Source organism: Microbacterium sp. BE35, assembly GCF_031457705.1.
GTDB classification, from domain to species: Bacteria; Actinomycetota; Actinomycetes; order Actinomycetales; family Microbacteriaceae; genus Microbacterium; species Microbacterium trichothecenolyticum.
Map to the genome: position 1 here is coordinate 324435 of NZ_JAVDXD010000006.1, position 19879 is coordinate 344313.

The window sequence follows — 19879 nt, forward strand, 5'->3', positions numbered from 1 at the left end:
CTGGTTGGTGATGCCCATCGCTGATATTCAAGAGCGCTCGCGAGCCTCCTCATCCGCGCAGTGCCCGAATAGGGATTCGACATGCACGCGGCCCCTTCCACTCCGTCCGCAACGAATGATCTAACTCCGCAATTGGAGATGCGCCGACGCCGTCGCAAGTGTCTGAGAGGCCGCCACCTAAGACTGCTCTGGTCCGAAGACCTCGGCCTGGAGATCTTGCAGCAACTCTCGCGTCACGCCCCTCCAGTTGAATCGCTGGAGGAGGTCCAAAGCTGCATCGACGGCGAGTTCTCGCGGGCCCGTGAGTCCTTCTTCCGCGGAGAGGTAGATCTCGTAGTCCCAGGCCTCGTCGTTGTAGGTGTAGGTGCCGTGGAGACCCGCTCGGCCTCCGTGCGCAGCCACGAGCACAAACCTCCGGATGTTGTGGAGTGCGAGTTCGACGCGGATGCGCTCGCCATCGAACTGCGCCCGCTGCAGTCGACCCGCGAATTCGATCGCCTCGGTGAAGTGGAGAAGCGGCATCCAGACTGGAAGGTAGCCATCGATCGGTTGCCGGTCATCGAGGAAACCATCGGGGTCTGGGCCGAATTGCTCGATAGCGCGGCAGTCGAAGAACTGACCACTCTCGTAAAACTGCCATGACTCCGGGTGCATGGTGGTGATCTGTTCGCCCGCCCAGTCCCGTCCGCTCGTCGGTTGCTGGACCCACGGGAAAGGCCAGCCACGTCGGCGAACGGTGGCATTTTGCACGGCCGGAAGCAGCTCAGTGAACGGTACGCGACGTGGGTCGAACATCTCGGGGTGGATGGTGGTCACGATCTGCGGCAGCGCCGGGTCGAGGTGGAATCCGTCGTCGCGGGCGTGTTGTATCTGGGCGGCGAATTGGTCGCGGGCGGCGGCTACTTCCCCTTGGCCGAGCTGGATTCCGGCGCGCTGCGCCGTCTCCAGAAAACGAGCAAGTTGCTTCTCGGTGGCAAGAGCGATAACTTCGCGCAATTCGTTCTGCGTCAACGAGGCGGAGCTCTCCGGCTTTGCCATTGAGCGGGTGTAGAGCTGCTTCGCAGCGATGCGCTGGGGGTAGTCCTTCTTGCTGAGGATCGGGATCTCGGAAAACTCCGCGACCTCGATGATCGCGACGAGACGGCCGTTTGGCAACCGGCCTTGACCGAGCTGAATCCGGACCGGCGGATCTGCGTAGGAGTTGATCTGATCCGACACGTCGTCAAACGAGAGCCACTGCCGAAGTTGATCGTTCGTGAGTCCAGACTCGGCTGCGTCGATTCCCGCCTCGCTGAGCCCGATGATCACGTGCCCGCCATCGCGTTGATTCGCGAGCGCGAGGACAGCACGCGCGACGTTTGCAAGGAAGGACCGATCGGTGCGGTCGCCTGCGCTCTTGAACTCGACACTGCGCTGTTCGTAGCCGACCTCGATGATAGCCGCGAGCTGTTCATTGTCGAGCACGGTCAGCCTTTCGCCCACGATCACGCAACCTCTACACCGCTGCGCCCAAGGGTACCGACGGCTGCGTACCGGACGGCCCGTGGGCAGCGTTAACCTCGTGCTTAGTGCGGGGCAAACGCACAACTTCGTTCGCCGCCCGGATTGGGATCATGACCGCGCTGCTTGGACGACCCCAGCGGTTGATGGTCCCACCGGGCGACACTGAAGCGCCCTCGGTGGCGGCTACGGCTGTTGTTGGAGTGTGCCAGTAGTGTGACGGGACGACGACAGGGGATCGCGATGCCGAAACAAGTACCTCGGACATGGGCGCAGCGTCGAGACACTCTCGCGAGGTCGGCGTCCGCAGGCCACAGGGGCACCATCGCGCAACTGACCGCGTTCTCGGAAGACATTGATGACGCGCTGGCGTCAGGTCATCTTAGCGGGGTCCAATGGTCACAGTTGAAGTTCAGCTGTTCATCACTGCTGATCAACCTTGGCGCGTTGCGTGCGAACCAGGACGCAGTCGCTGCGGGCATCCAGTGCGCGCGCGATGCTCTCGACCGCGGGCTGGTCCACGAACTCGATGGCCAACTCAAGTACAACGTGGCGAACGGACTCTCCGCGCTCCATCACCTCGACTTGGCCGAGTGGCGTGGTAACGAACCGACGCAGCCCCGCGGGGTCTTCGGGCTTCGCGATCGCGATCGACTCCGTGCTACCCGTACGCTGTTCGCCGCTGCCGGGCATTCGGACGAGCCAGCAGACGTACGCGGTCGCGCGCTCTGCAACCTGGGGAACACACTCGACCACTCCGGCCGATGGCTTGAGGCGTACCAGGCATATGTCGACGCCCTTGCAGCGGATCCGACGAACGGGAACGCGGCGGGCAACGCAGCAGAACTTCTCAGGGTTCGCGCTGCCCGCAAGCGGGGCCTGAGCGGGCACTACGCGGCCGTCTACGACCGGTACAGAGAGCAAGCCCGACGACACAGAGCCCGCACGGTGGAACTCGCCGGCGAAGAGGTGGCTCGGCGCTGGGATGCACTCCCACCTTCGGGCAGCACGGGACATACATCTCACGATGGCGACCCTCTCGACGCGTACCAGCAGTGGATCAAGGACCACCGCCTCGCGCTGACAGTCGCGGTCGAGGGATTGGGGTCGGACGAGCCGCGATGGGACAGCGCGATGGTTGAAGCGGTCACGGTTCCGATCGGCGAGCCGGATCCGCCGCCGATCTTCACATCCATGAATGTCCTCAAAGCGGAGTACCTCGTGGCCCGGCGGCTTGCGTACGAGGGCGAACGACTCCTCGGTGAGTCACCGTATGCTCAGCACCCCACCGACACCGGGGTCTATGCCGACACGCTCGACATGTCTCTCTATGGTGAACCCCCAGCGCAACTCATCCTCGCCCAGCGGGCGACACTCGATTTACTCGACAAGATCGCCGTTGCTGCAAATGACCACTTCGGGACTGGGGTGTTACCGAGGAAGGTCACATTCGCGAACTACTGGAGCGAAGGCGAGGGCGCCCAACTTCGAGCAGGGCTGCCAATTCCGGAACAGGGAGCCAGCGGAGCGGTGGCGCTGGCCGAGCTTTCATTCGATGTTGATGTAGAGGGTCTCTATCCGGAGGCCAAAACCCTTCGCAACGCCGGAACCCACCGTCTGGTTCATCTCACGCATCATGCCCCCAGCGGTGTTACGGAGCTCGCGCACAGCAGCATCGATGCCGATGCTCTGGTACAAGCAGCCCATCAATCGCTCCGCGTGGCGCGAGCCGCATTCATCTACTTCATCGACCTAGTTCAAGACCAGCAGGATGCAATATCGGATGGCGAGTTGTTCACTACGCTGCCACTCCCAAATCAGCACTGACCCCCGCCTGATCCAGAGAGGATCCGAATGACTGAGGAGCCGCGCGACGGCCGTGCCGTACCGACCTTGACAGACGAGGACGAGGCCTTCGCATTGGCCCTCATCGGCATCCGAGATCGAGAGTTGCGTGGTTTTGCTGCCCCCAGCGCGTCGTTCGAAGCGGACTCAGCCACTGTCCAATATCGGTTCGCCCCATCGGCCGCCAGCGTCGCCGACATCATCGAGATGGTTCTCGGTGTGACCCGAGCGCGGCACCAGCCCGCGTACGAGAAGGTCGCTTGGATCCGTGAGTTTGACTTCCGGCGCACCACCTGCCGACTTCAATGGGGAAAGTTCGGACTCCGGCTGACCATCCTGCTCTCAGAAGAACGCGACGAGGGCGCGGATGAGCTCGGTAAGGAGGTGGAGCGCCGACTTACGGCCGCGGCCACGAGCCTCTATCAGCGCGCAATCTATCCTCGCGTGCAACGCGAACTCCGCGAGAACCGTGCGACCGTTGTCAACCAATTCGCTCGATATCGTGGAGCGGTCGACTTCCACCTTGCACATCTGCGGCAGATGCGCAATGCCGGGGTGCCCGAATCCCGCCCCATTCGCGATGACTCGCACGACGCACTGCTGTCAATTCTCGAGCGCGCGATGGCGGAAGCCGCCCATCGAAGAGAAGTCGCCTATGTCTGCACCGCTGTTATCGCGACGTACTTCGCTTATGTCCAGCACGCCCTGGTCGTGTTGTCGGCATTCTCTCCAGCGGCGCTGCGACCGGTCTTCTCGTTGCAGAAGTTGCTCAAAGCAGGTTGGGCGGACCAGTTCGACGTTGCCTTTCCCGCGCCGCATGCGGGTCAGATCAGCCGAGCGAAGCATGCACTGAACCACATCGCCAAGAACCACCGTGGACGCCTGCTACACGGCGGCGGCGGCCATCCCGCTGATGGAGTCGTCGTGCAATGGGCGCCAGGACGCCGCAGCTTGGTAAGCGAGGACGGCAAGCCGAGCGCGCAGTTCATGCTCTTGCAAGCGCCGCTGAGCGCCGAAGAGGTCGACGACATCCTCGAACGAATCAATCACGTCGACGAGGCACTCGAGAGCCATCCTTATTTCCACTGGCTGAGGTCTGGCCTGGAGGCCGACTTTCACTCACAAGCGATCGAGTATGCGCTCCGCATGACCAAAGAGGGCAAAGCTTCGGAGTATATCGGGTACGCAAACGACTCATTCGACAGGGCCGTCAACTGGGATTGAGGCTCAATCGGCGATCGCATCGCGACCGTCCCCCACTAGGCACTTGAGCGCGTAGGAAAAGTCATTCCCCCGGGGACTGGTGCGCACGCGCGCACGTTCCGTCAACGGCCACTGCCCGCATAGGGGTCCCGCGAGCACGGCATATCACCGAGCGGCTCAAGGTCGCGGAATCAATCTTGCGGAGCGTTCCCGGGCAGTGGGCCGAGTGGCCTGGCGCTCCATCCTCTCAATCAACACGGCCTAGGGGACTGGCGGCTCCACCCGCCTCACGTTGTACGTGATGCTCGACTCGAGCTGACCTTTCGGGAAGAGCACCGTGAACTGCTCGCCATCCCAGAAATGATGTGCGGCGCCGGGGATGAGGGACATGTCGAGCGGCCGCTTGGCACGGGGGTTATGGAAGACGTTGAGGCCATCCGTCCATGCCTCTTCGTAGCCCTCCGTCACTTGCGTGGAAAAGTTGACGCCTCCGCTGGGGTCGTCCGGATCGCGTCGACGCCCAAAGTGGATCAAGTCAACATTTGGGGAACCGAACCCCGCCCCTACGCCGATGCGGTTGAACTTGGAGATCGTGCCAGAGGCATTGAATAGCACAGCACTGATGTTCTCGGCGTCAGGCTGGAAGAAGAAGCCGGAAGGAAAGGTCTTGGTTCCCCAGACGTGCTCTTTGATTTCTCTGACTACGAAAGTGCCATCGGCGACGGCGTCTACGTTGCGTCCGTAGAGGTAAACCTGTAGGGCGTTGCCGCTGTAGGTCATTGAAAGTTGGTGGTGGAAATCCTGCACCGCGATCGTCAGGGGCAGTCCTGCCGCGTGCGGAAGCTCCCAATAGCGCTTCTCGAGCTTCTTGAGCAACACATTCGAATAGCGAGAAACGACAAAGTTCTCGACGTATAGGTCGGCTTCCGCCTTGGTAGTCGGGCGCGCTGGTTCCGCTCCAGGTTGCACCGGGTTCGCCGTTGTTGCTTCGACGAGAAACTGTCCGTCATCTCCGGTCGCGAGGAAGTCAGGCGCTGGAATCGGGAACGACACTTGATGACCCAGTTCGCGCAGCATCATGAACAGGTAGAGCTCCCAGATACGTGCATCGAATCCGTCTGACTGAAACTGCTGGACGAAGTTGCCGTCTTGGTTCTCCAGCCACGGCATCAGGTAGCCGACGACTGCGCGCGCGGCCACATAGTGCTCATCGGCGCTCAGAAGCTTGAACCGCTCGTGGAGCTTTGATGGCGCAACGACCGGAGTAAAGAGGTCGACCTGCTTTCCTTCGTCGCCCTGCTCATACACGGTCGTGCCGGCGGCGTGCATAGCTACGACGAACAAGGAGGCCGCCGCGAGGGCGACGCCCGGCGTGGCAGATTCGGGGGTTTGGTGCACCCACCGATATCTACCGGCGAGATCGCGACCAAGAAGCGCAACGTGGTGCTTCAACTCGATGTTCCAGACAAGCACCGCAAAGACAGAGCCGTCGGTGCTCTGGTACCAGCCGACCTCATGGCCGAACTGACTGCGCGCTTCCCAGCGGGACAGTCCTGCAACCACGTCGAAGCGAGTTGGCGATATCGGGTTGAGGAAACGCACCAGTCACCTTCCGGGATTCGAGAGTTCACATTCGCGGGCTAAGCGGCGCGAAAGCGGTTCGCGTGGTGCCAAGCGAGCGCGCCGCGGTCGGGCGCGAGTTTTGGGTTCTCCGGCACGCGGATCCTGAACCCGGCGGCCTCCTTCTTGTAGAACTCGACGCCGTTCCAGCCACGTGCGCGGAGCACTGGACTGACCCGCAGGCGGAGATCGGCATCGATGCCGAGGTAGCCGCGGTCATAGAGGGTGTGCACGTCGGACCTGAGCAAGAGAGCATTGGACACCTGGTGCGTACCGCCATCGTGCGCATAGTCGCGAATGTGCGCGGCCTCCAAGCTCGGGTAAGTCTTGCTGCTCGTCACTGCGCAGCGAAAGTCGTAGGCTTCGTCGACCGCGCGGCGGAACCTGCCTTGCCCCATCCGTGGGTTGATCAGAACAGGATCGCCGTACTTCGGCCCGTCCCACTCGATCACCGTGCTGCGAAGGTCGGTGTCCCAGCCGTAGTCCACGCGAGCACTGCCTTGCATCAGCTGAAATGCCTGTTGCACGTACTCCGAGTCGGGTTTCCGTTCTCGGCCGAGCGTCTCATAGCCCTCGATGGTGACGTTGTTGAGCGACCAGTTCGGTGGTTGCGGGAGTTCATCACCGCGCGGTGCGAAGAACGCGTTGCGGAGGATGATGCAGCCAATGGTGGGGTCGGGATCATCTGCCCACTGCTTGCTCGAACGGTATGCCCGCACGCGGTCGAGCAGTTCCTGTTCGGTCGCAACCCCGTTTCCTTGTCCCCAGATCGCCCACGCTTCGCTGACGGGCATCTCGAAGTACTCCTCGAAGAAGCCGCCGCCAACGAGCGCGTAGCCGGGAATGTCAACATCGCGGTGAGCACCGGGTCGCTTCGTCTTGAATAGGAAGGGTCCGCCTTCCGGCAGCGCCTTGAACCCGTGTGGGGAAGGCTGCCAGAAGTTCACATCTGTGATCGCGGCACGGTCCCGCAAGAAGGCGGCCCAGCGACTGTCAGTTACTCCGACAACAATCCGCACGCCACGATGCTAGCGGCCACCTGTTGCACCACGTCCGCGCCTACCATCACGCGTGCAGAGTTCCCGCCCGCGCGCGATGCCCGGATGGGAATCGCGCCAGGCCTGCGCTCCGTTGGGCATCGGCAGCGCGCCCCCGCTGGTCCGCTATCAGGCGTCGATGCCGAAGGCACGCAGCAGCGGGACACGCGGGATCATGCGGCGCGGGCCCAACTGGACCGTGGGGATCGTCCCGCTCTCTATGCCGAGCTTGATGGTGCGGTAGTCGACGCCGACGAGCTTGGCGGCATCCTTCATCGTCAGTGCGAGTGAATTCGGTGTCTTGTTCATGACCTCTTCCTTCCCGTGAGCAATGCGTGACATCACTTGCGCACACCGTACTCCCCCCGTGAGCAAAGCGCGACACCAATTGCTCACCACGTCCGAATCGTGGGACACTCGCCGTTGTGAGTGAGCTCATCGTTGAAGCGATCGACCCCGAACGGATCCACGTCGGCGACGGCGTGCACATGCCCTCAAGGTGGGATGCGTTCGCGACGGGCGAGCCGGGCAACCTGGGTGCGATCCGCGTGCACGTCGTCTATGACGAGAAGCTGCGACGGTCGGTCGCCGCATCCGTCCGAGTGGATCGGCCGGGAGAGGGCGAGGAGGTCACCGCCGCCTCGCTGCGGGAGGTGAGTGTGCTCCAGCTCGTCCAGCGGTCTGCGGTGCGGGTGGTCACGGTGCAGCGCAGCGAGGGGCCGTCGATGACGTTGAGCGAGTACCTCGCCGACGTGCAAGCTCATGCATCTAATCGCGAGTACGCCGAGACCGTCCTTGAGGCGGTGAGGCTCTACCGGATCGCCACTGCGGTGAACATCGCGCCGCTCAAGCTCGTCGCGGACCAGCTCGGCGTGAGCGTCAGCACGGCCACACGGATGATGGCGCGGGCTCGCGAAGCCGGGCTCGCGGAGGACCTGATCACCCGCGAGACCTACAACCGGATGCGCGCCGACGAAGAGCAGCGGACGCGCCCGCATCAGCTCCCGGACTCTCCGTCAGGCCCCTCACTCGGGCGTTGATGCCACTGAAGAGCATCAACAAGCATTCATGCACATTGCCAAGCAAAATGCGTCAATCTATGCAGAACGCTCAAACTCGGTCTCGCTACGCCAAGCTCAATACAGTCTTGGCCGCATCTGCTTCTGGCATGGGCTGAATGCCGCTCCATAACAACGATTCGTGCCCGCATTTTGGCCGCATCCTATTCGTAGCTGGCTGTTTTCGGACGCCGGTTGATGTCACCCTGACCTTGAACACCCGCGTAATTCCGCGGAAGTTGTCGTTTCGCGTTGCTATGCGAAATGCTCAAAACGTGTTCGAGTCCCTCCAGGGGCAACACCCTTCTTTACCTTCTTGACCAGGGGTTTATTTCGGAGCTAGGAGGCCTGACCCGGGCATTCGCCGGACACAGTAGCGCCGGCCATTCGCCGTCTCGTACGGGTTCACGCTGCCCATTGCCCGCGGCCCCGCCTCCGTCTGCTGGCCGACCGCGTAGTTCAAGCCCTCGAGCCCGTCGCGATTGCAACCGGTCACGTTCCGGCTTTCGAAGCTTCGATTTCCATCGATACAACGGGCCGAGTGGCGCCGAGGTCATCCCCTCCCCGCGACGGAGAGGGTGAAGCCCGAGGCGAGTCCTTCTTCGAGTGCGTCGTCATACAGGGCACTGAAGGTTCGGCGGAGGTGTCGGCCGAGGCAGCACTTGACGCCGCCCCCGCGTTCGCGACGGCGCTGCTGCATCACACGACGGACAGAACACCGATAGCGGCGACCACCACCCATCCCAGGTAGGCGAGAAAGCAGAACCTGTCCGGCCATCCGATTCGGATCCCAGGCGAGCCGCCCCTCCCGTGCGCGGGAGCGGCGGCGACGAGGAACCACACCAGGCCGGCGAACGGAACAACGGAAGCGACTGCCAGCACCCATCCGAGCGCGCTCGCCACCCCAACCCCTGCGAACAGCGCCGCGGGCGGAAAGCCGGCCAGCAGCACACCGCCCAGGACCGTGTGCGCCCTGCCCACGGGCGTGGCCTGTGCACGCGGAGTCATGATCGGATCGGCGTCGATGAACGCTGCACCGAGCGCGCCCAGCGCGACGGCGGCAAGTCCGATCGTCCACGCGCCGCCGAACGGCCACAAGGCGACGCACGTCGCGGCAGGGCTGATGGCCATCGTGACGAAGGCGAGGCGCATGACCCACCCGTATCGCCCGACGGAGTACTCGCTGATCATCCGCCAAGACGGCTCATATTCGGGCTTGAGGACATGAAGGATCGCGATCAGCCCAGCCGTGATGCCGCCGGCGACGAGCGCAGTCATGGCTGCGATGGCCGTGGCGCTCAACATCGGACAGCCATACCTGTAGCGGCCACGGGCATCCTCCTGCGCGGCTTTCTATCCCCACCGTAGCTCGCCATCCGCGGCTGAGCCGCCTGGACCACCCCCGTTAGGGTGAGTGGTCGCCCGATCCCCGGCGGTCCGAAAGAAGGCGGCGCCCTCGAGTCGGTGCCAGGACCAGAAGGCGAGGCCGACGAATATCGCGCCGAAGCGGATCCTCGCGCTGGCGGCCAACTCCAACGCGGGACTCGTCATCGACTGTGACGGCGGCGGTCGCCTTCGTGTCGGTGATCGCATCGTCGCCGGGGCAGCGTGACGGCCGAGCGTGACGCGATGCGCTCGGGGCGGAAAGGCCGGCCGCTGTCAAGCCCCATCGTCGGTCTCACGCGCAGAAGCAGAATCTATTCGCTGGATCAGCGTGGAGGCACAAGAAGATGAGAACGATCAGACCCATCGTCCGATACGGCTTCGACAAGGACGAACTGCGTGATCAAGCCGACGACTTCGAGGACGCACTGCGCGCCGAGATGATCGATGCCGGGGTGATCGAAGACTGGTGATTCTCGAACCCAGCATTCGCCTCGCCGGGCGGCACTTCCGACTCCAGTCGGTGGTCAACTTCGCATCGATCATTCGCGATACGAGCATTGCCCGATCCTAAGCTCCGGCACCACCTGGCTGGTCTCCATCCCTCGCCTTCCCTCATAGGCCCGCGAGCGTCTAACCCGGACCTCTAGACGCCGAGCAAGCGCTTGAGGGTGAGGGCGTTGCGGACGGCGTTACCCTCTCCGTCGTTGTTGAAGTAAGCGAACACGTCCCGACCCGAACGATCCCATTCGCGGATGCGCTCCGCCCACCACTGCAGATCCTGGTCGGAGTAATAGCCACGGTAGAGATGGTCATGGTGCGGGCCGTGCAGCCGGATGTAGACGAAGTCGGCCGTCGCCCGCAGGATGCACGACAGGCCCGCACCGCTCATCACGCAGTACGCGGCGCCGTGATCCTCGAGCAGCCGGAACACTTCCTCCACCTCCCAGGTCGGATGACGCAGCTCCACCGCGATCCGCATCCAGTCGGGCACTCGTTCGAGGAAGTGGCGCAACCGTGCGTCGTCGCGCGGCAGCGTCGGCGGCAGCTGGACCAGCACCACAGCCCGCTTGTCGCCGAGCTCATGCCAGCCCTCCGACATCCGCTGCACCCACACCTCGGGGGAATAGAGCTTCTTCGCGTGGGTGAGGCCGCGGGGCGCCTTGACCGACATGGCGAAACCGTCAGGAAGCCGTTGCCGCCAGCTGCGGAAGCCGCCGACTGGCGGCCAGCGGTAGAAACTCGCGTTGAGCTCCACGGTGTCGAACGCGGACGCGTACGTGCAGAGCCGCGCTCCGGAAGCAAGACCGACCGGATAGAGCACGCCCTCCCAGTGGTCGTAACTCCAGCCGGACGTCCCGATCCGGATGGTCATCGCACGCCCGCTGAAGGGCGTCGTCGCCTAAGCGTCGACGTCGCCGCGCCACGCACCGCTCGCGCTGCCCTGCGCCTCGATGAATTCCTTGAAGTTCTTCAGATCCTTCTTCACCGCATGGCCCCCCGCGCCCACCAGGGCGCCCAGTTTCTCGACCAGGCCCTCGGGCGCCCAGTCCAGCTGCACGGTGACACGACTGGTCGTGTCCGTGAGCTTGTGGAATGTGACCACTCCGGCGTGTTCGGTGTCTCCGCCCTTGCTGGTCCATGCGACCCGCTCATCCGGGTGCTGCTCCGTGATCTCTGCATCGAACTCGCGCGTGAAGCCGCCCACCTTCACTGTCCAGTGGGTCAGAGTGTCATTGGTCTGTGTGATCGATTCGACCTCGTCGAGGAACTTCGGGAAGGTCTCGAACTGGGTCCACTGGTTATAGGCGGTGCGGACGGGAACGTCCACGTCGATCGTCTCGATGATCTGCACGATGGGGTACTCCTCGCTGGATGTCGGATCCTGTTCTCCTATTAGGCAGGACCGTGCTCGGCCGTGCTCAGGGGTTGACAAGGACGTCGTGGAGCGACAGCTATCACACTCGCGTCTCTACCGCTTCCCCCTGCACATTTTGGGTGGCGGTTGCGAGGGTGAAGCATGGCGATCTCCGAGCCCGAACCGCAGTCCGACAGCCCGCGCACCGAAGGCCGGCCACGTGCCGAAACGCAAGGGAGGCTGGTGGATGACGCGGCCGGTGTCCTTCTTCGCGGCTACCGCTTCGGCGCTCACGTCTGGCGTCGCGTCGCGCGTGGAGCGCGCGCCGCACCCATGCGACTGCTGGGTGGGGACGCGATGCTCGTCCGTGGGGTGGAGGGGGTGAACCTTTTCTACGACCAGGACCGGATCGCACGCCACGGCGCCATGCCGGCCATCGTGCAGGAGACGCTGTTCGGTAACGGTTCCGTGCACAGTCTCGATGGCGAGGCGCACTTCCACCGCAAGAGCACGTTCGTCGAGGCCGCATACGAGGACGAGCAGGTGGAACGCCTCGTGCCGTTGCTCGAGCACGAGTGGGAGGGCGAGCTCGGCGACTGGCTCGAAGGGGGACGACGCAGCGCATACGACGCTGCGGTGGGTGCCTTCGGACGAGCCATCATGCGGTGGGCGGCACTGCCGGGAACGCGGGATGCGCAGACCCGGTGGGCGCGACGGCTCGCCCAGATCGTCGACGGATTCGGAGCGCCGTACTCGCCGGCCTTTCCGAGGGCGATGGTGAATCGCTGGTGGTCGGATCGACACGCTCAGCAGTTGGTCGAGGCCACGCGAGCGGGGGATCTTACGCCTGGGGCAGAGACGGCTCTGTTCCTGTGGGCTTGGCATCGCGACGAGAACGGCGACCTCTTGCCGCCGCGCGTCGCGGGGGTGGAACTGCAGAACACCATGCGACCGATGATCGCCGTTGCGAGGTTCGTGGCGTTCGCGGCGAAGGAGCTGCACGATCGCCCTGCGTGGAGAGAGCGCATCGCGGCCGAGGTGTCCGAGCGAGCTCGATTGCAAGGGGGACCGGCCGCCACGATGTTCGCGCAAGAAGTGCGCCGCACCGCACCGTTCGTGCCGATGCTGCCCGGCTGGACTCTGAAGGACGTCGAGCTGGACGGTGTCACGCTGTCCAAGGGCGACCGAGTGGTCCTGGACATCCTCGGCACGAACCTGGATGACCGGTCTTGGGAGAGCGCGGAGCGGTTCGATCCGGAGCGATTCCGCGGCGTCGACGATTACGAAGCGCTCACCGCGTTCATTCCGCACGGCGGAGCCGAGGTCCGCACCGGCCATCGGTGCCCAGGCGAGAAGCTCGCGATCGTCGGACTCTCCACCGCCATCGCAACGCTCAGCGACCCTCGTATCTCGATCTCGGGAGTCGGACTGGGTGTGAACCGTCGACGCCTGCCCACCAAGCCGCGGTCCGGAGGGCTCGTCCGTGCAGCGCCGTCAGCGTCGCGGTGTCCCTTTCACTAGCCTGGAACGTCATGCCGCCGGCGTCGCCCGCCTCGCCGTTTGTCAAGCACCGCCCACAACCTTCCCCAGCGTGCTTCGATGATGCTTCCGCGTCGGGCCGTCGGAGATGCCGTGCAGCCCGTGGCCGGAGTATGGAAGGCGGTCATCATGACTGACGCTCCTGACGCGTTGCGGAGCAATGCGGGATCCGGGAAACCGGTCCGAGACGTGGACGAGGTGATGGTCCGTCCCATTCACCCCGACGACGCGGGCGAAGTGCTCACCGTGCAGCGAGCAGCGTTCGTCCAGGAGGCGCTGATCTACCGCGACCCTGACATGCCCGCACTCACCCAGACACTCGAGGAACTCGAAGCGGAGCTCGCTGACAACCTCGGATTCGTGGCGGGAAGGCGACAGCGGATCGTCGGCGCCATTCGGGCTGTCGCGGACGGCGACCTCCTGCTGATCGGGCGGATTGCGATCGCTCCCGACCAGCAGGGCGAAGGAATCGGCGGGATGCTGCTCGACGCGGTCGAAGAGCGCGGCTGGTCGGTCGGATGCCGCGAGGCAGAGCTCTTCACCGGTTCGCACAGCGACGCCAACGTGCGGCTCTACACCAGGCGGGGGTATCGCGAAACGGAGCGGGTCGACCAGGGCGACGGTACGGCTCAGATCTTCCTCCGCAAGCAGCTGCGCAACGACCCCTCCCCCGGCTCGTCGGGGGCTTAGGCCCCCTTTCCCGGCCGATCCGCAGGGCGGTTCCCCGGTCCCCCGCGGTCGATGAACCTGGCATGCAGCGCCCCTCGGTGTCAAGGCCGGCGACGCCGCCGTGATGGCCACCTACGCTCGCCCGAGAGCAGAGCGTCATCGATGATCAGGAGGAACCCGCGTGGCACGAGTGACAAGACGGACCTCAGCCCCTCGCCCGCTGGAGGTCGGATCATGATCACGAGTGCCCGACGGACGCAGCAGCCTTCACTGCTTTCTCCTGGAATCCCGGGCGAGCCTGCCTCCACTGGCGCTATGGCCGATGCCGAGTCGGGGGTGTCGCTCGGCCACGACATTCCCGCCACCATCGGATGGTCCGTCGCCATTGGGAACTCGCTCCCCACCGTCGGCACCGGCGACACGGTGGAGCTGTGGGATAGTCTCGCCGCGACCGCGTACCGCGATGTCGCCGCTGCGCGTGTGCTCGAGCCGCATCTGGATGCACTCGGCATCCTCGAGCAGGCGGGCACGAACCTCGCATCCGGCGCCGATCCGTGGAATCTGTCAGCGATCGGGGTCGACGAGGACTCGTCGTGGGGCGTCTTCGCGGCGGAAGGGCCGGGTCTGCGGGTGGACGCGCACCAGAGCGCTTCAGGCTGGACCCTCTCCGGCAGGAAACCGTGGTGCTCTCTCGCTGCCCATCTCTCCCACGCCCTGGTGACGGCCTTCGTCGGCGACCAGCGCCGGCTGTTCGCGGTCGCTTTGGATGAACCAGGGGTGCGCCCGCATGACGGACCGTGGGTGGCGCGGGGCCTCGCCGATATCGTCAGTGCCCCTGTCGATTTCGACAGCGCGCCGGCTGTCCCGGTCGGTGAGGTCGGGTGGTATCTCTCACGTCCGGGGTTCGCCTGGGGCGCCATGTCGGTCGCTGCCTGCTGGTGGGGTGGCGCGCTCGGGGTTCGAGACGCGCTCCTCGCGTCGGCGGCTTCGGAGCGCGCCGATCAGCTCGCGTTCGTGCACTTCGGTCGAGCGGATGCTGCGCTCTGGGCGGCGCGCGCAGCGTTGCGCGAGGCCGCCCATCTTGTGGACACGCAGGCGAACCTCGACTCGAGGCTGCTCGCCGAGCGTGTGCGTGCCGTGACGGCCGATGCCGCGACCACGACACTGGCCGAAGCGGACGCGGCCCTCGGTCCTGGCCCGCTCGTCACGGACTTGTCGTACGCACGCCGAGTCGCCGATCTTCACCTCTATCTGCGACAGCACCACGGTCTCCGCGACGCTGCCCGGCTCGGCCGGCTTGCGGTCGAAAGCGAGACGTCCGGATGAGTGCCGCATTCAGTCACCTCGAGGCCGGTACGCCGGAGTCGGTGTGGCACGACGAGTTCGCCCGGCGCTCGCTCCGGCCGCTGGACGTCCAATTCGAGGTGCTCGTCGTCGTCGCGGCGCACCCCGACGATGAGACCCTCGGCGCCGGTGGGCTGCTTCACCGGGCAGCTCGTATCGGGGCCCGTGTGGTGGTCGTGATCGCCACCGATGGTGAAGCCTCCCACCCTGACTCTCCGACGCACGACCGCGACACGCTCGCCCGGCTGCGCCGCAACGAAGTCACCCAGGCCATCGCGATCCTCGCACCGGACGCCGAGGTGCACTTCCTCGGCCTTCCCGACGGACTCCTCAACGAACGCAAGGGGCACCTGCGGGAGCGACTCGGCGCGATCTTCGACATCCACCGCACGGCCAACCCGAGACGTGTGCTCGTCGTCGCGCCCTGGTCTCAGGACCGGCACCGCGACCACCGCATCATCGCGGAAGTCACGAGCACCATCGCCCTCCACCGACGATTCACCTCCCTCGAGTACCCGGTATGGGCGTGGCACTGGGGGACGGTCGATGACCTGCCGTGGGACCGCGTCGTCGCCCTCCCGCTCGCAGACGACGAACTGCACGCCAAGCGGGACGCCCTCGCCTGCCATGTCAGCCAGATCTCGCCGCTCTCGGAACAGCCGGGGGACGAGGTGCTGCTGCACCTGGGCATGCAAGACCACTTCCACCGCGACATCGAGGTCTTTCTCGCTGCAGAACCGGAAGACGCGCAGGCGGACAGCCTGGATGCCGACTGGTTCGAAGAGTTCTACCGTCGCAACGGCGACGACCCGTGGGGATTCGAGTCGCGGTGGTACGAGCAGCGCAAGCGCGCACTCCTGCTTGCGGCGTTGCCCGCGCCCGAGCTGGGCGACGTGTTCGAGATCGGCTGCGCGACGGGGCTGCTCACCGCCCAGCTGGCCGCACGCGCGCGCGAAGTGATCGCGATGGATGCTGCGACCGCCGCTGTGGAAGCAGCCCGCGACCGCCTCGCCGCCGAGACGCGGGTATCGGTCCGGCAGGGTCGCATCCCCGAGGACTGGCCATCCGGCCGATTCGACACCATCATCTTCTCTGAAGTCGGGTACTACCTGTCTCCGGCCGACCTGCAGCACACGCTTCTCCTGATCGAGGCCTCGCTCGCCGACCACGGCCACGTCGTCGCCTGCCATTGGCGTCACACGGTCGCGGAGTATCCGCAGACCGGCGACGAGGTGCACGAGGCTCTCCGATCCGTTCCAGGGTGGGAGACCGCCAGCCTGCACGTCGAGAGGGACTTCGTGCTCGAAGTGTTTGCGCGTCGCCCTGCGCGATCCGTCGCAGAAATGGACGGGCTCGTATGAGGCGCGAGCAGACCGACGTCATGGTCGTCGTCATGCCCGTCCGGGACGAGGAACTGCTGCTCGGCGCGGCGCTGTCGGCGTTGACGGTGGCCGTCGAGACGGCGTCGCGTGCGGGCATCCGCTCGGAGGTGCGCGTCGTGCTCGACGCGTGCACGGATGCATCCGCTGAGGTCGCATCCCGGTTCGGCTTCCCGACGCTCACCTCGACCGCGGAGCGTGTCGGAGCGGCGCGCGCGCTGGGTATCTCCCACGCCATCGATGCGCTTGCCGATGTGCCCGTCCGTCGCATCTGGGTTGCGAACACGGACGCGGACTCCCGGGTCCCGGCGGGATGGCTCACCAACTTCCGCGCGATCTCCCGCGTCGCAGACGTGTGCGCGGGCACGGTGCGGCCGGACTTCGATGACTTGTCAGCCGCTCAGCAGGCGCTCTGGCTGCGCACTCATGTCCGAGGCAGACCCAACGGCAACATCCACGGTGCCAACCTGGGCATCAGAGCGACCACTTACCTTGCCGCAGGCGGATTCGCGCCGATCGGCGAACACGAGGACGTCGACCTGATCGCCCGATGCCGGAGCAACGGCGCTGTCGTCGCGGCCAGCGACGACGCCGAGGTCATCACCTCGGGCCGCCTCATCGGACGCACCGCCGGTGGCTACGCGGGGTTCTTGCGTCGCCAAGTCTCCGACCTTGCCGCCGGGGCGACGGACCCGCTGTGAAACCGACGAAGCACGAAGGCGACTCCTCATCCTCCGCCCGGGTACTCCCTTTCCGGTTGTCGTGCCCGGGCGGATAATCAGGGCATGGACGCGCCGCGAGGGTCGGCCGACTCCGAGCAATGGGAGGAGTTGCAGCGCCTGCGAGGACGCGCTTACGGACCGAATGCGGACATCGTAGGCGATCCTGCGGCTCAGGCTCGACTTCTTGAACTGGAGGCCGCCCACCGTGGAGAGCGAGCCCCCGTCCTCGATACCAGCGCAGCGCGCCAAGCCCCTGTCTCGGAACGCGTCCCGGTCCCTGAGCCCCTCGAGGGTTCGCGCGGGGCGTCGACATCTGTCCCGGAGCTCGTCAGCGCGGCAGCCGCCGAGCATGAGGCTGACGCAGGGTCGGTCGCTGAGAACGTCCCCGCTGGAGTCCCGGTCGTCGATCCCGAACCGATCGACCGAACTCACTCGCCTCCGTGGTGGCGCCGCCGCCGCAATGCCTCGTATCCGGTCGCAGCCTCGAGCGCCAGCACGTCGTACGCCACGCTCGTGCGAAGGTCGACGGGACTCGGACGCACTGTCGAATCCGCCGCCCACTGCTCGAGCAGGTCCGATGGCCGGCGCTTGTCAGCCTCGGCACGAGCCGCCGCGAGGAGCTCACCGCGGCGACTGCTCGGCGAAGTACGGCCTCGATGCCCCATCGATTCATCATTCAATCGATCGGAGTTCCGCACAACCGGCGCTCAAGCCGGTGGATTTGCGTGCTGACGAGTTTGACATTGGGCGGGCTCGAGCTTCATGCGATCGCATCGCCTGTATACCCCGCCCGCTGCGTTGCGCGCTCGGGCAGGTCGACAGGGCGCTGAAGTCGAGTACGAAGCCCCGGCGTCGGAGCGGGTTGAGTTGGGGAATCGGATCTGCCAGGCGTCGGTTCGCCCGAGACCCGACGCTCACGTGCCGAGGCGTTGCGTCTCGTCAGTCCACCTGCTCGCGAGGGGCCGAAGCCGTGGGGCGAACCGTCGTCCGTGATGCGCGCAGTACAGAAGCTCCGAGCCGTTCACGGTCGCGGCAATGTATGCCTGCGCGCCACACGCATCGCAGCGATCCTGCGACGTGAGGCGTGAGGGGACGTGTTCGATGGGGGCGTCTGCGTTGGGAACCATGATGGAGCGCTCCTTTGGTTCGGGGCGTGGAGATGACCCGCGTATGAGGTCGTGCGCTGACATCTCCTGTTCGGAGCTGATACCCCGAACGGATGGGTACGCCCCGGCCAACGCGCGGGTTGCGTCGGGCGCACCTTCGGTAGCCAGTCCGGGGTCCGCTTCTCGCTGAGAACGAGCGGCAGATCATAGAGCGAGCCGGGCCGACGGACATTCGATCGCCATCCACCACTTCCCGTCATCCACAACGCGAGTGACGCCGCACCGACACCCTCGGAGAAGAACAGCGCGACGAAGCACCCATGAAGATGGCAATGCACGCAGGCACCATTGTGTAAATCGGCAGCGATCAGGCAAGAAGCGGCGTACCGTGTGGCGTCATGCGTGAAGTAGGGGACTAGGCCCATTCGGCACCTCGGTGACGCCGTAGGGTGTCGGACCTGCGCGACGGGCTGCTGGATTCCAGCACCTGACGGTAGACGCGTTCGTACGCGGCGGCCATCACAGGCAGGTCGAAGTGCGTCGCTACGCGCTCGCGGCATGCACCGGGGTCTAGATCGTCGGCGCGGGCGATCGCCGCTGCAAGGCCATCGGCTGCGTCGACGATGATCCCGGTGCGGCCATCGTCGATGATCTCTGGTACGGATCCGCGTCGAGTCGCGACGACGGGTGTGCCGCAGGCCATCGCCTCTACCATCACCATGCCGAACGGCTCGTCCCACGAGATGGGAAAGACCAGGCACGACGACTTCGCGTAGAGCTCGCGCTTGAGCGCGGCGTCCGCCTCTCCGATGTATTCCGCGTCGGGCCCCAACAGCGGACGGACCGCATCGTCGAAGTACTCCTGCTCGGCTGGCTCATTGAGCTTGCCGGCGAGGACGATTCGGCGCCCCGCGCGCCGTGCGGCATCGATCGCGACATGAGCACCCTTCTCTGGGCAGAAGCGTCCGACCCACAGCACATCGCGCTCTTTCGTGTTGCGAAACGGGAAGGTGCTCAGGTCGATCGCGTTGTAGACCGTGCCGACCCAGTTCAAACGCGGACCTTTGGCACGCTGGGCGCGAGAGATCGACACGAGGTCGACCGTGCGACCCAGACGGGCGAAGTAGTCGCCGTTGTCCCCCGTCGCAGGGCCGTGGATCGTCGCGAGAGTCGGGATGTGGCGGCCGCGCGCGAGCAGCGGCCCCGCGAGGGAGTGGTCGTGAACCAGATCGAGATCGAGACCCTCGATCGCCGCGGCGGCTTCGGCCGCGTGGATGACCTCGGGCATCGGCGTCGCGCCCAGCTGCTCTGACGGAGGCTGCAGGTAGGTCGAGATATGCCGTGTGGCCCGGGTTCCGGGCAGACCCGCGGCGATGAGGTTCACCTCGTGTCCGTGCTCCACGAGCTGATCTACGAGGCTTGCAACGACAGCTTCAGTTCCGCCGTAGCCGTCGGGGGGAACTGCGAACCAAGGCGGTGCGATCATGCCGATCCGGAGCGCGGGATGGTTGGGGATCGACGGACGGTCCGCCGTGGCAGTCGCGGTCGTGGACATCAGACACCTCCTCGTGGGTCGAGGTCGGCGAGGGTGACCTGCGCGGTCCGGATTCGGGTGG

General features: G+C 65.3%; 18 protein-coding genes. 9 read left to right on the forward strand and 9 right to left on the reverse strand.

Annotated features, from left to right (window positions below; translation table 11 throughout):
• Positions 1-177 precede the first annotated feature (177 nt).
• On the reverse strand, positions 178-1488 hold the full coding sequence (locus J2Y46_RS19265) for an ATP-binding protein (protein WP_310244625.1): 1311 nt from the start codon (positions 1486-1488) through the stop codon (positions 178-180).
• Positions 1489-1905: 417 nt separating this feature from the next.
• Between J2Y46_RS19265 and J2Y46_RS19270 the strand changes: the two genes are divergently transcribed.
• Positions 1906-3327 carry an LA2681 family HEPN domain-containing protein gene (locus J2Y46_RS19270; protein ID WP_310244628.1) on the forward strand — a complete coding sequence of 474 codons (1422 nt, stop codon included), beginning with the start codon at positions 1906-1908 and terminating at the stop codon, positions 3325-3327.
• Positions 3328-3354: 27 nt separating this feature from the next.
• A complete protein-coding gene (locus tag J2Y46_RS19275; RefSeq protein ID WP_310244630.1) occupies positions 3355-4569 on the forward strand; it encodes a hypothetical protein in 1215 nt (404 codons plus the stop codon).
• A gap of 240 nt (positions 4570-4809) precedes the next feature.
• Here J2Y46_RS19275 and J2Y46_RS19280 read toward each other — a convergent pair whose 3' ends face one another.
• The 3 genes from J2Y46_RS19280 to J2Y46_RS19290 form a co-directional block, all read right to left on the reverse strand.
• A complete protein-coding gene (locus tag J2Y46_RS19280) occupies positions 4810-6150 on the reverse strand; it encodes a hypothetical protein (protein WP_310244632.1) in 1341 nt (446 codons plus the stop codon).
• A gap of 38 nt (positions 6151-6188) precedes the next feature.
• Entirely contained in the window at positions 6189-7187 is a 999-nt protein-coding gene (locus tag J2Y46_RS19285; protein ID WP_310244634.1) for an HNH endonuclease, read from the reverse strand.
• A 147-nt stretch (positions 7188-7334) separates the two neighbouring features.
• Positions 7335-7514, reverse strand: a complete 180-nt coding sequence (locus tag J2Y46_RS19290; RefSeq protein ID WP_310244636.1) for a helix-turn-helix domain-containing protein — start codon at positions 7512-7514, stop codon at positions 7335-7337.
• A gap of 116 nt (positions 7515-7630) precedes the next feature.
• Here J2Y46_RS19290 and J2Y46_RS19295 point away from each other — a divergent pair, with 116 nt between their 5' ends.
• A complete protein-coding gene (locus J2Y46_RS19295) occupies positions 7631-8245 on the forward strand; it encodes a hypothetical protein (protein ID WP_310244638.1) in 615 nt (204 codons plus the stop codon).
• Positions 8246-8962: 717 nt separating this feature from the next.
• On the opposite strand, the gene J2Y46_RS19300 is transcribed toward J2Y46_RS19295, so the two are convergent.
• On the reverse strand, positions 8963-9541 hold the full coding sequence (locus J2Y46_RS19300; protein ID WP_310244639.1) for a DUF998 domain-containing protein: 579 nt from the start codon (positions 9539-9541) through the stop codon (positions 8963-8965).
• Between the two features lie 452 nt (positions 9542-9993).
• Here J2Y46_RS19300 and J2Y46_RS19305 point away from each other — a divergent pair, with 452 nt between their 5' ends.
• Positions 9994-10119 (forward strand): hypothetical protein, encoded by a 126-nt coding sequence (locus J2Y46_RS19305; RefSeq protein WP_268776129.1) that lies wholly within the window; start codon positions 9994-9996, stop codon positions 10117-10119.
• A gap of 173 nt (positions 10120-10292) precedes the next feature.
• Here the strand turns inward: J2Y46_RS19305 and J2Y46_RS19310 are convergent, their stop codons facing one another.
• Both J2Y46_RS19310 and J2Y46_RS19315 read right to left on the reverse strand, forming a co-directional pair.
• Positions 10293-11021, reverse strand: a complete 729-nt coding sequence (locus tag J2Y46_RS19310; protein ID WP_310244641.1) for a DUF72 domain-containing protein — start codon at positions 11019-11021, stop codon at positions 10293-10295.
• Positions 11022-11048: 27 nt separating this feature from the next.
• Positions 11049-11504, reverse strand: a complete 456-nt coding sequence (locus J2Y46_RS19315) for an SRPBCC family protein (protein ID WP_056369975.1) — start codon at positions 11502-11504, stop codon at positions 11049-11051.
• 243 nt (positions 11505-11747) lie between these two features.
• Here J2Y46_RS19315 and J2Y46_RS19320 point away from each other — a divergent pair, with 243 nt between their 5' ends.
• The 5 genes from J2Y46_RS19320 to J2Y46_RS19340 all read left to right on the forward strand — a co-directional run bounded on the left by J2Y46_RS19320 (position 11748) and on the right by J2Y46_RS19340 (position 17136).
• On the forward strand, positions 11748-13025 hold the full coding sequence (locus tag J2Y46_RS19320) for a cytochrome P450 (protein WP_310244643.1): 1278 nt from the start codon (positions 11748-11750) through the stop codon (positions 13023-13025).
• Between the two features lie 219 nt (positions 13026-13244).
• Positions 13245-13733, forward strand: a complete 489-nt coding sequence (locus J2Y46_RS19325; RefSeq protein WP_045298365.1) for a GNAT family N-acetyltransferase — start codon at positions 13245-13247, stop codon at positions 13731-13733.
• A 294-nt stretch (positions 13734-14027) separates the two neighbouring features.
• Positions 14028-15038: an acyl-CoA dehydrogenase gene (locus J2Y46_RS19330; protein WP_310244646.1), complete on the forward strand. Its 1011-nt coding sequence runs from the start codon at positions 14028-14030 to the stop codon at positions 15036-15038.
• Complete coding sequence (locus tag J2Y46_RS19335) at positions 15035-16417, forward strand: bifunctional PIG-L family deacetylase/class I SAM-dependent methyltransferase (protein ID WP_310244648.1); 1383 nt, start codon at positions 15035-15037, stop codon at positions 16415-16417. Before J2Y46_RS19330 ends, J2Y46_RS19335 begins: the two co-directional genes overlap by 4 nt.
• Positions 16414-17136: a glycosyl transferase gene (locus tag J2Y46_RS19340; protein ID WP_310244650.1), complete on the forward strand. Its 723-nt coding sequence runs from the start codon at positions 16414-16416 to the stop codon at positions 17134-17136. Before J2Y46_RS19335 ends, J2Y46_RS19340 begins: the two co-directional genes overlap by 4 nt.
• Positions 17137-18071: 935 nt before the next feature.
• Here the strand turns inward: J2Y46_RS19340 and J2Y46_RS19345 are convergent.
• Together J2Y46_RS19345 and J2Y46_RS19350 are read right to left on the reverse strand one after the other, a co-directional pair.
• Positions 18072-18284 (reverse strand): hypothetical protein, encoded by a 213-nt coding sequence (locus tag J2Y46_RS19345; protein WP_045298244.1) that lies wholly within the window; start codon positions 18282-18284, stop codon positions 18072-18074.
• Positions 18285-18678: 394 nt separating this feature from the next.
• A complete protein-coding gene (locus J2Y46_RS19350) occupies positions 18679-19818 on the reverse strand; it encodes a glycosyltransferase family 4 protein (RefSeq protein WP_310244653.1) in 1140 nt (379 codons plus the stop codon).
• Positions 19819-19879 lie beyond the last annotated feature (61 nt).

Excerpts from the sequence above, each read along its gene's own strand:
- J2Y46_RS19275 (WP_310244630.1), top strand. The coding sequence starts at position 3,355 with ATGACTGAGGAGCCGCGCGACGGCCGTGCCGTACCGACCTTGACAGAC.
- J2Y46_RS19290 (WP_310244636.1), bottom strand. The coding sequence starts at position 7,514 with ATGAACAAGACACCGAATTCACTCGCACTGACGATGAAGGATGCCGCC.
- J2Y46_RS19300 (WP_310244639.1), bottom strand. The coding sequence starts at position 9,541 with ATGACTGCGCTCGTCGCCGGCGGCATCACGGCTGGGCTGATCGCGATC.
- J2Y46_RS19305 (WP_268776129.1), top strand. The coding sequence starts at position 9,994 with ATGAGAACGATCAGACCCATCGTCCGATACGGCTTCGACAAGGACGAA.
- J2Y46_RS19310 (WP_310244641.1), bottom strand. The coding sequence starts at position 11,021 with ATGACCATCCGGATCGGGACGTCCGGCTGGAGTTACGACCACTGGGAG.
- J2Y46_RS19325 (WP_045298365.1), top strand. The coding sequence starts at position 13,245 with ATGGTCCGTCCCATTCACCCCGACGACGCGGGCGAAGTGCTCACCGTG.
- J2Y46_RS19330 (WP_310244646.1), top strand. The coding sequence starts at position 14,028 with ATGGCCGATGCCGAGTCGGGGGTGTCGCTCGGCCACGACATTCCCGCC.
- J2Y46_RS19335 (WP_310244648.1), top strand. The coding sequence starts at position 15,035 with ATGAGTGCCGCATTCAGTCACCTCGAGGCCGGTACGCCGGAGTCGGTG.
- J2Y46_RS19340 (WP_310244650.1), top strand. The coding sequence starts at position 16,414 with ATGAGGCGCGAGCAGACCGACGTCATGGTCGTCGTCATGCCCGTCCGG.
- J2Y46_RS19345 (WP_045298244.1), bottom strand. The coding sequence starts at position 18,284 with ATGGTTCCCAACGCAGACGCCCCCATCGAACACGTCCCCTCACGCCTC.
- J2Y46_RS19350 (WP_310244653.1), bottom strand. The coding sequence starts at position 19,818 with ATGTCCACGACCGCGACTGCCACGGCGGACCGTCCGTCGATCCCCAAC.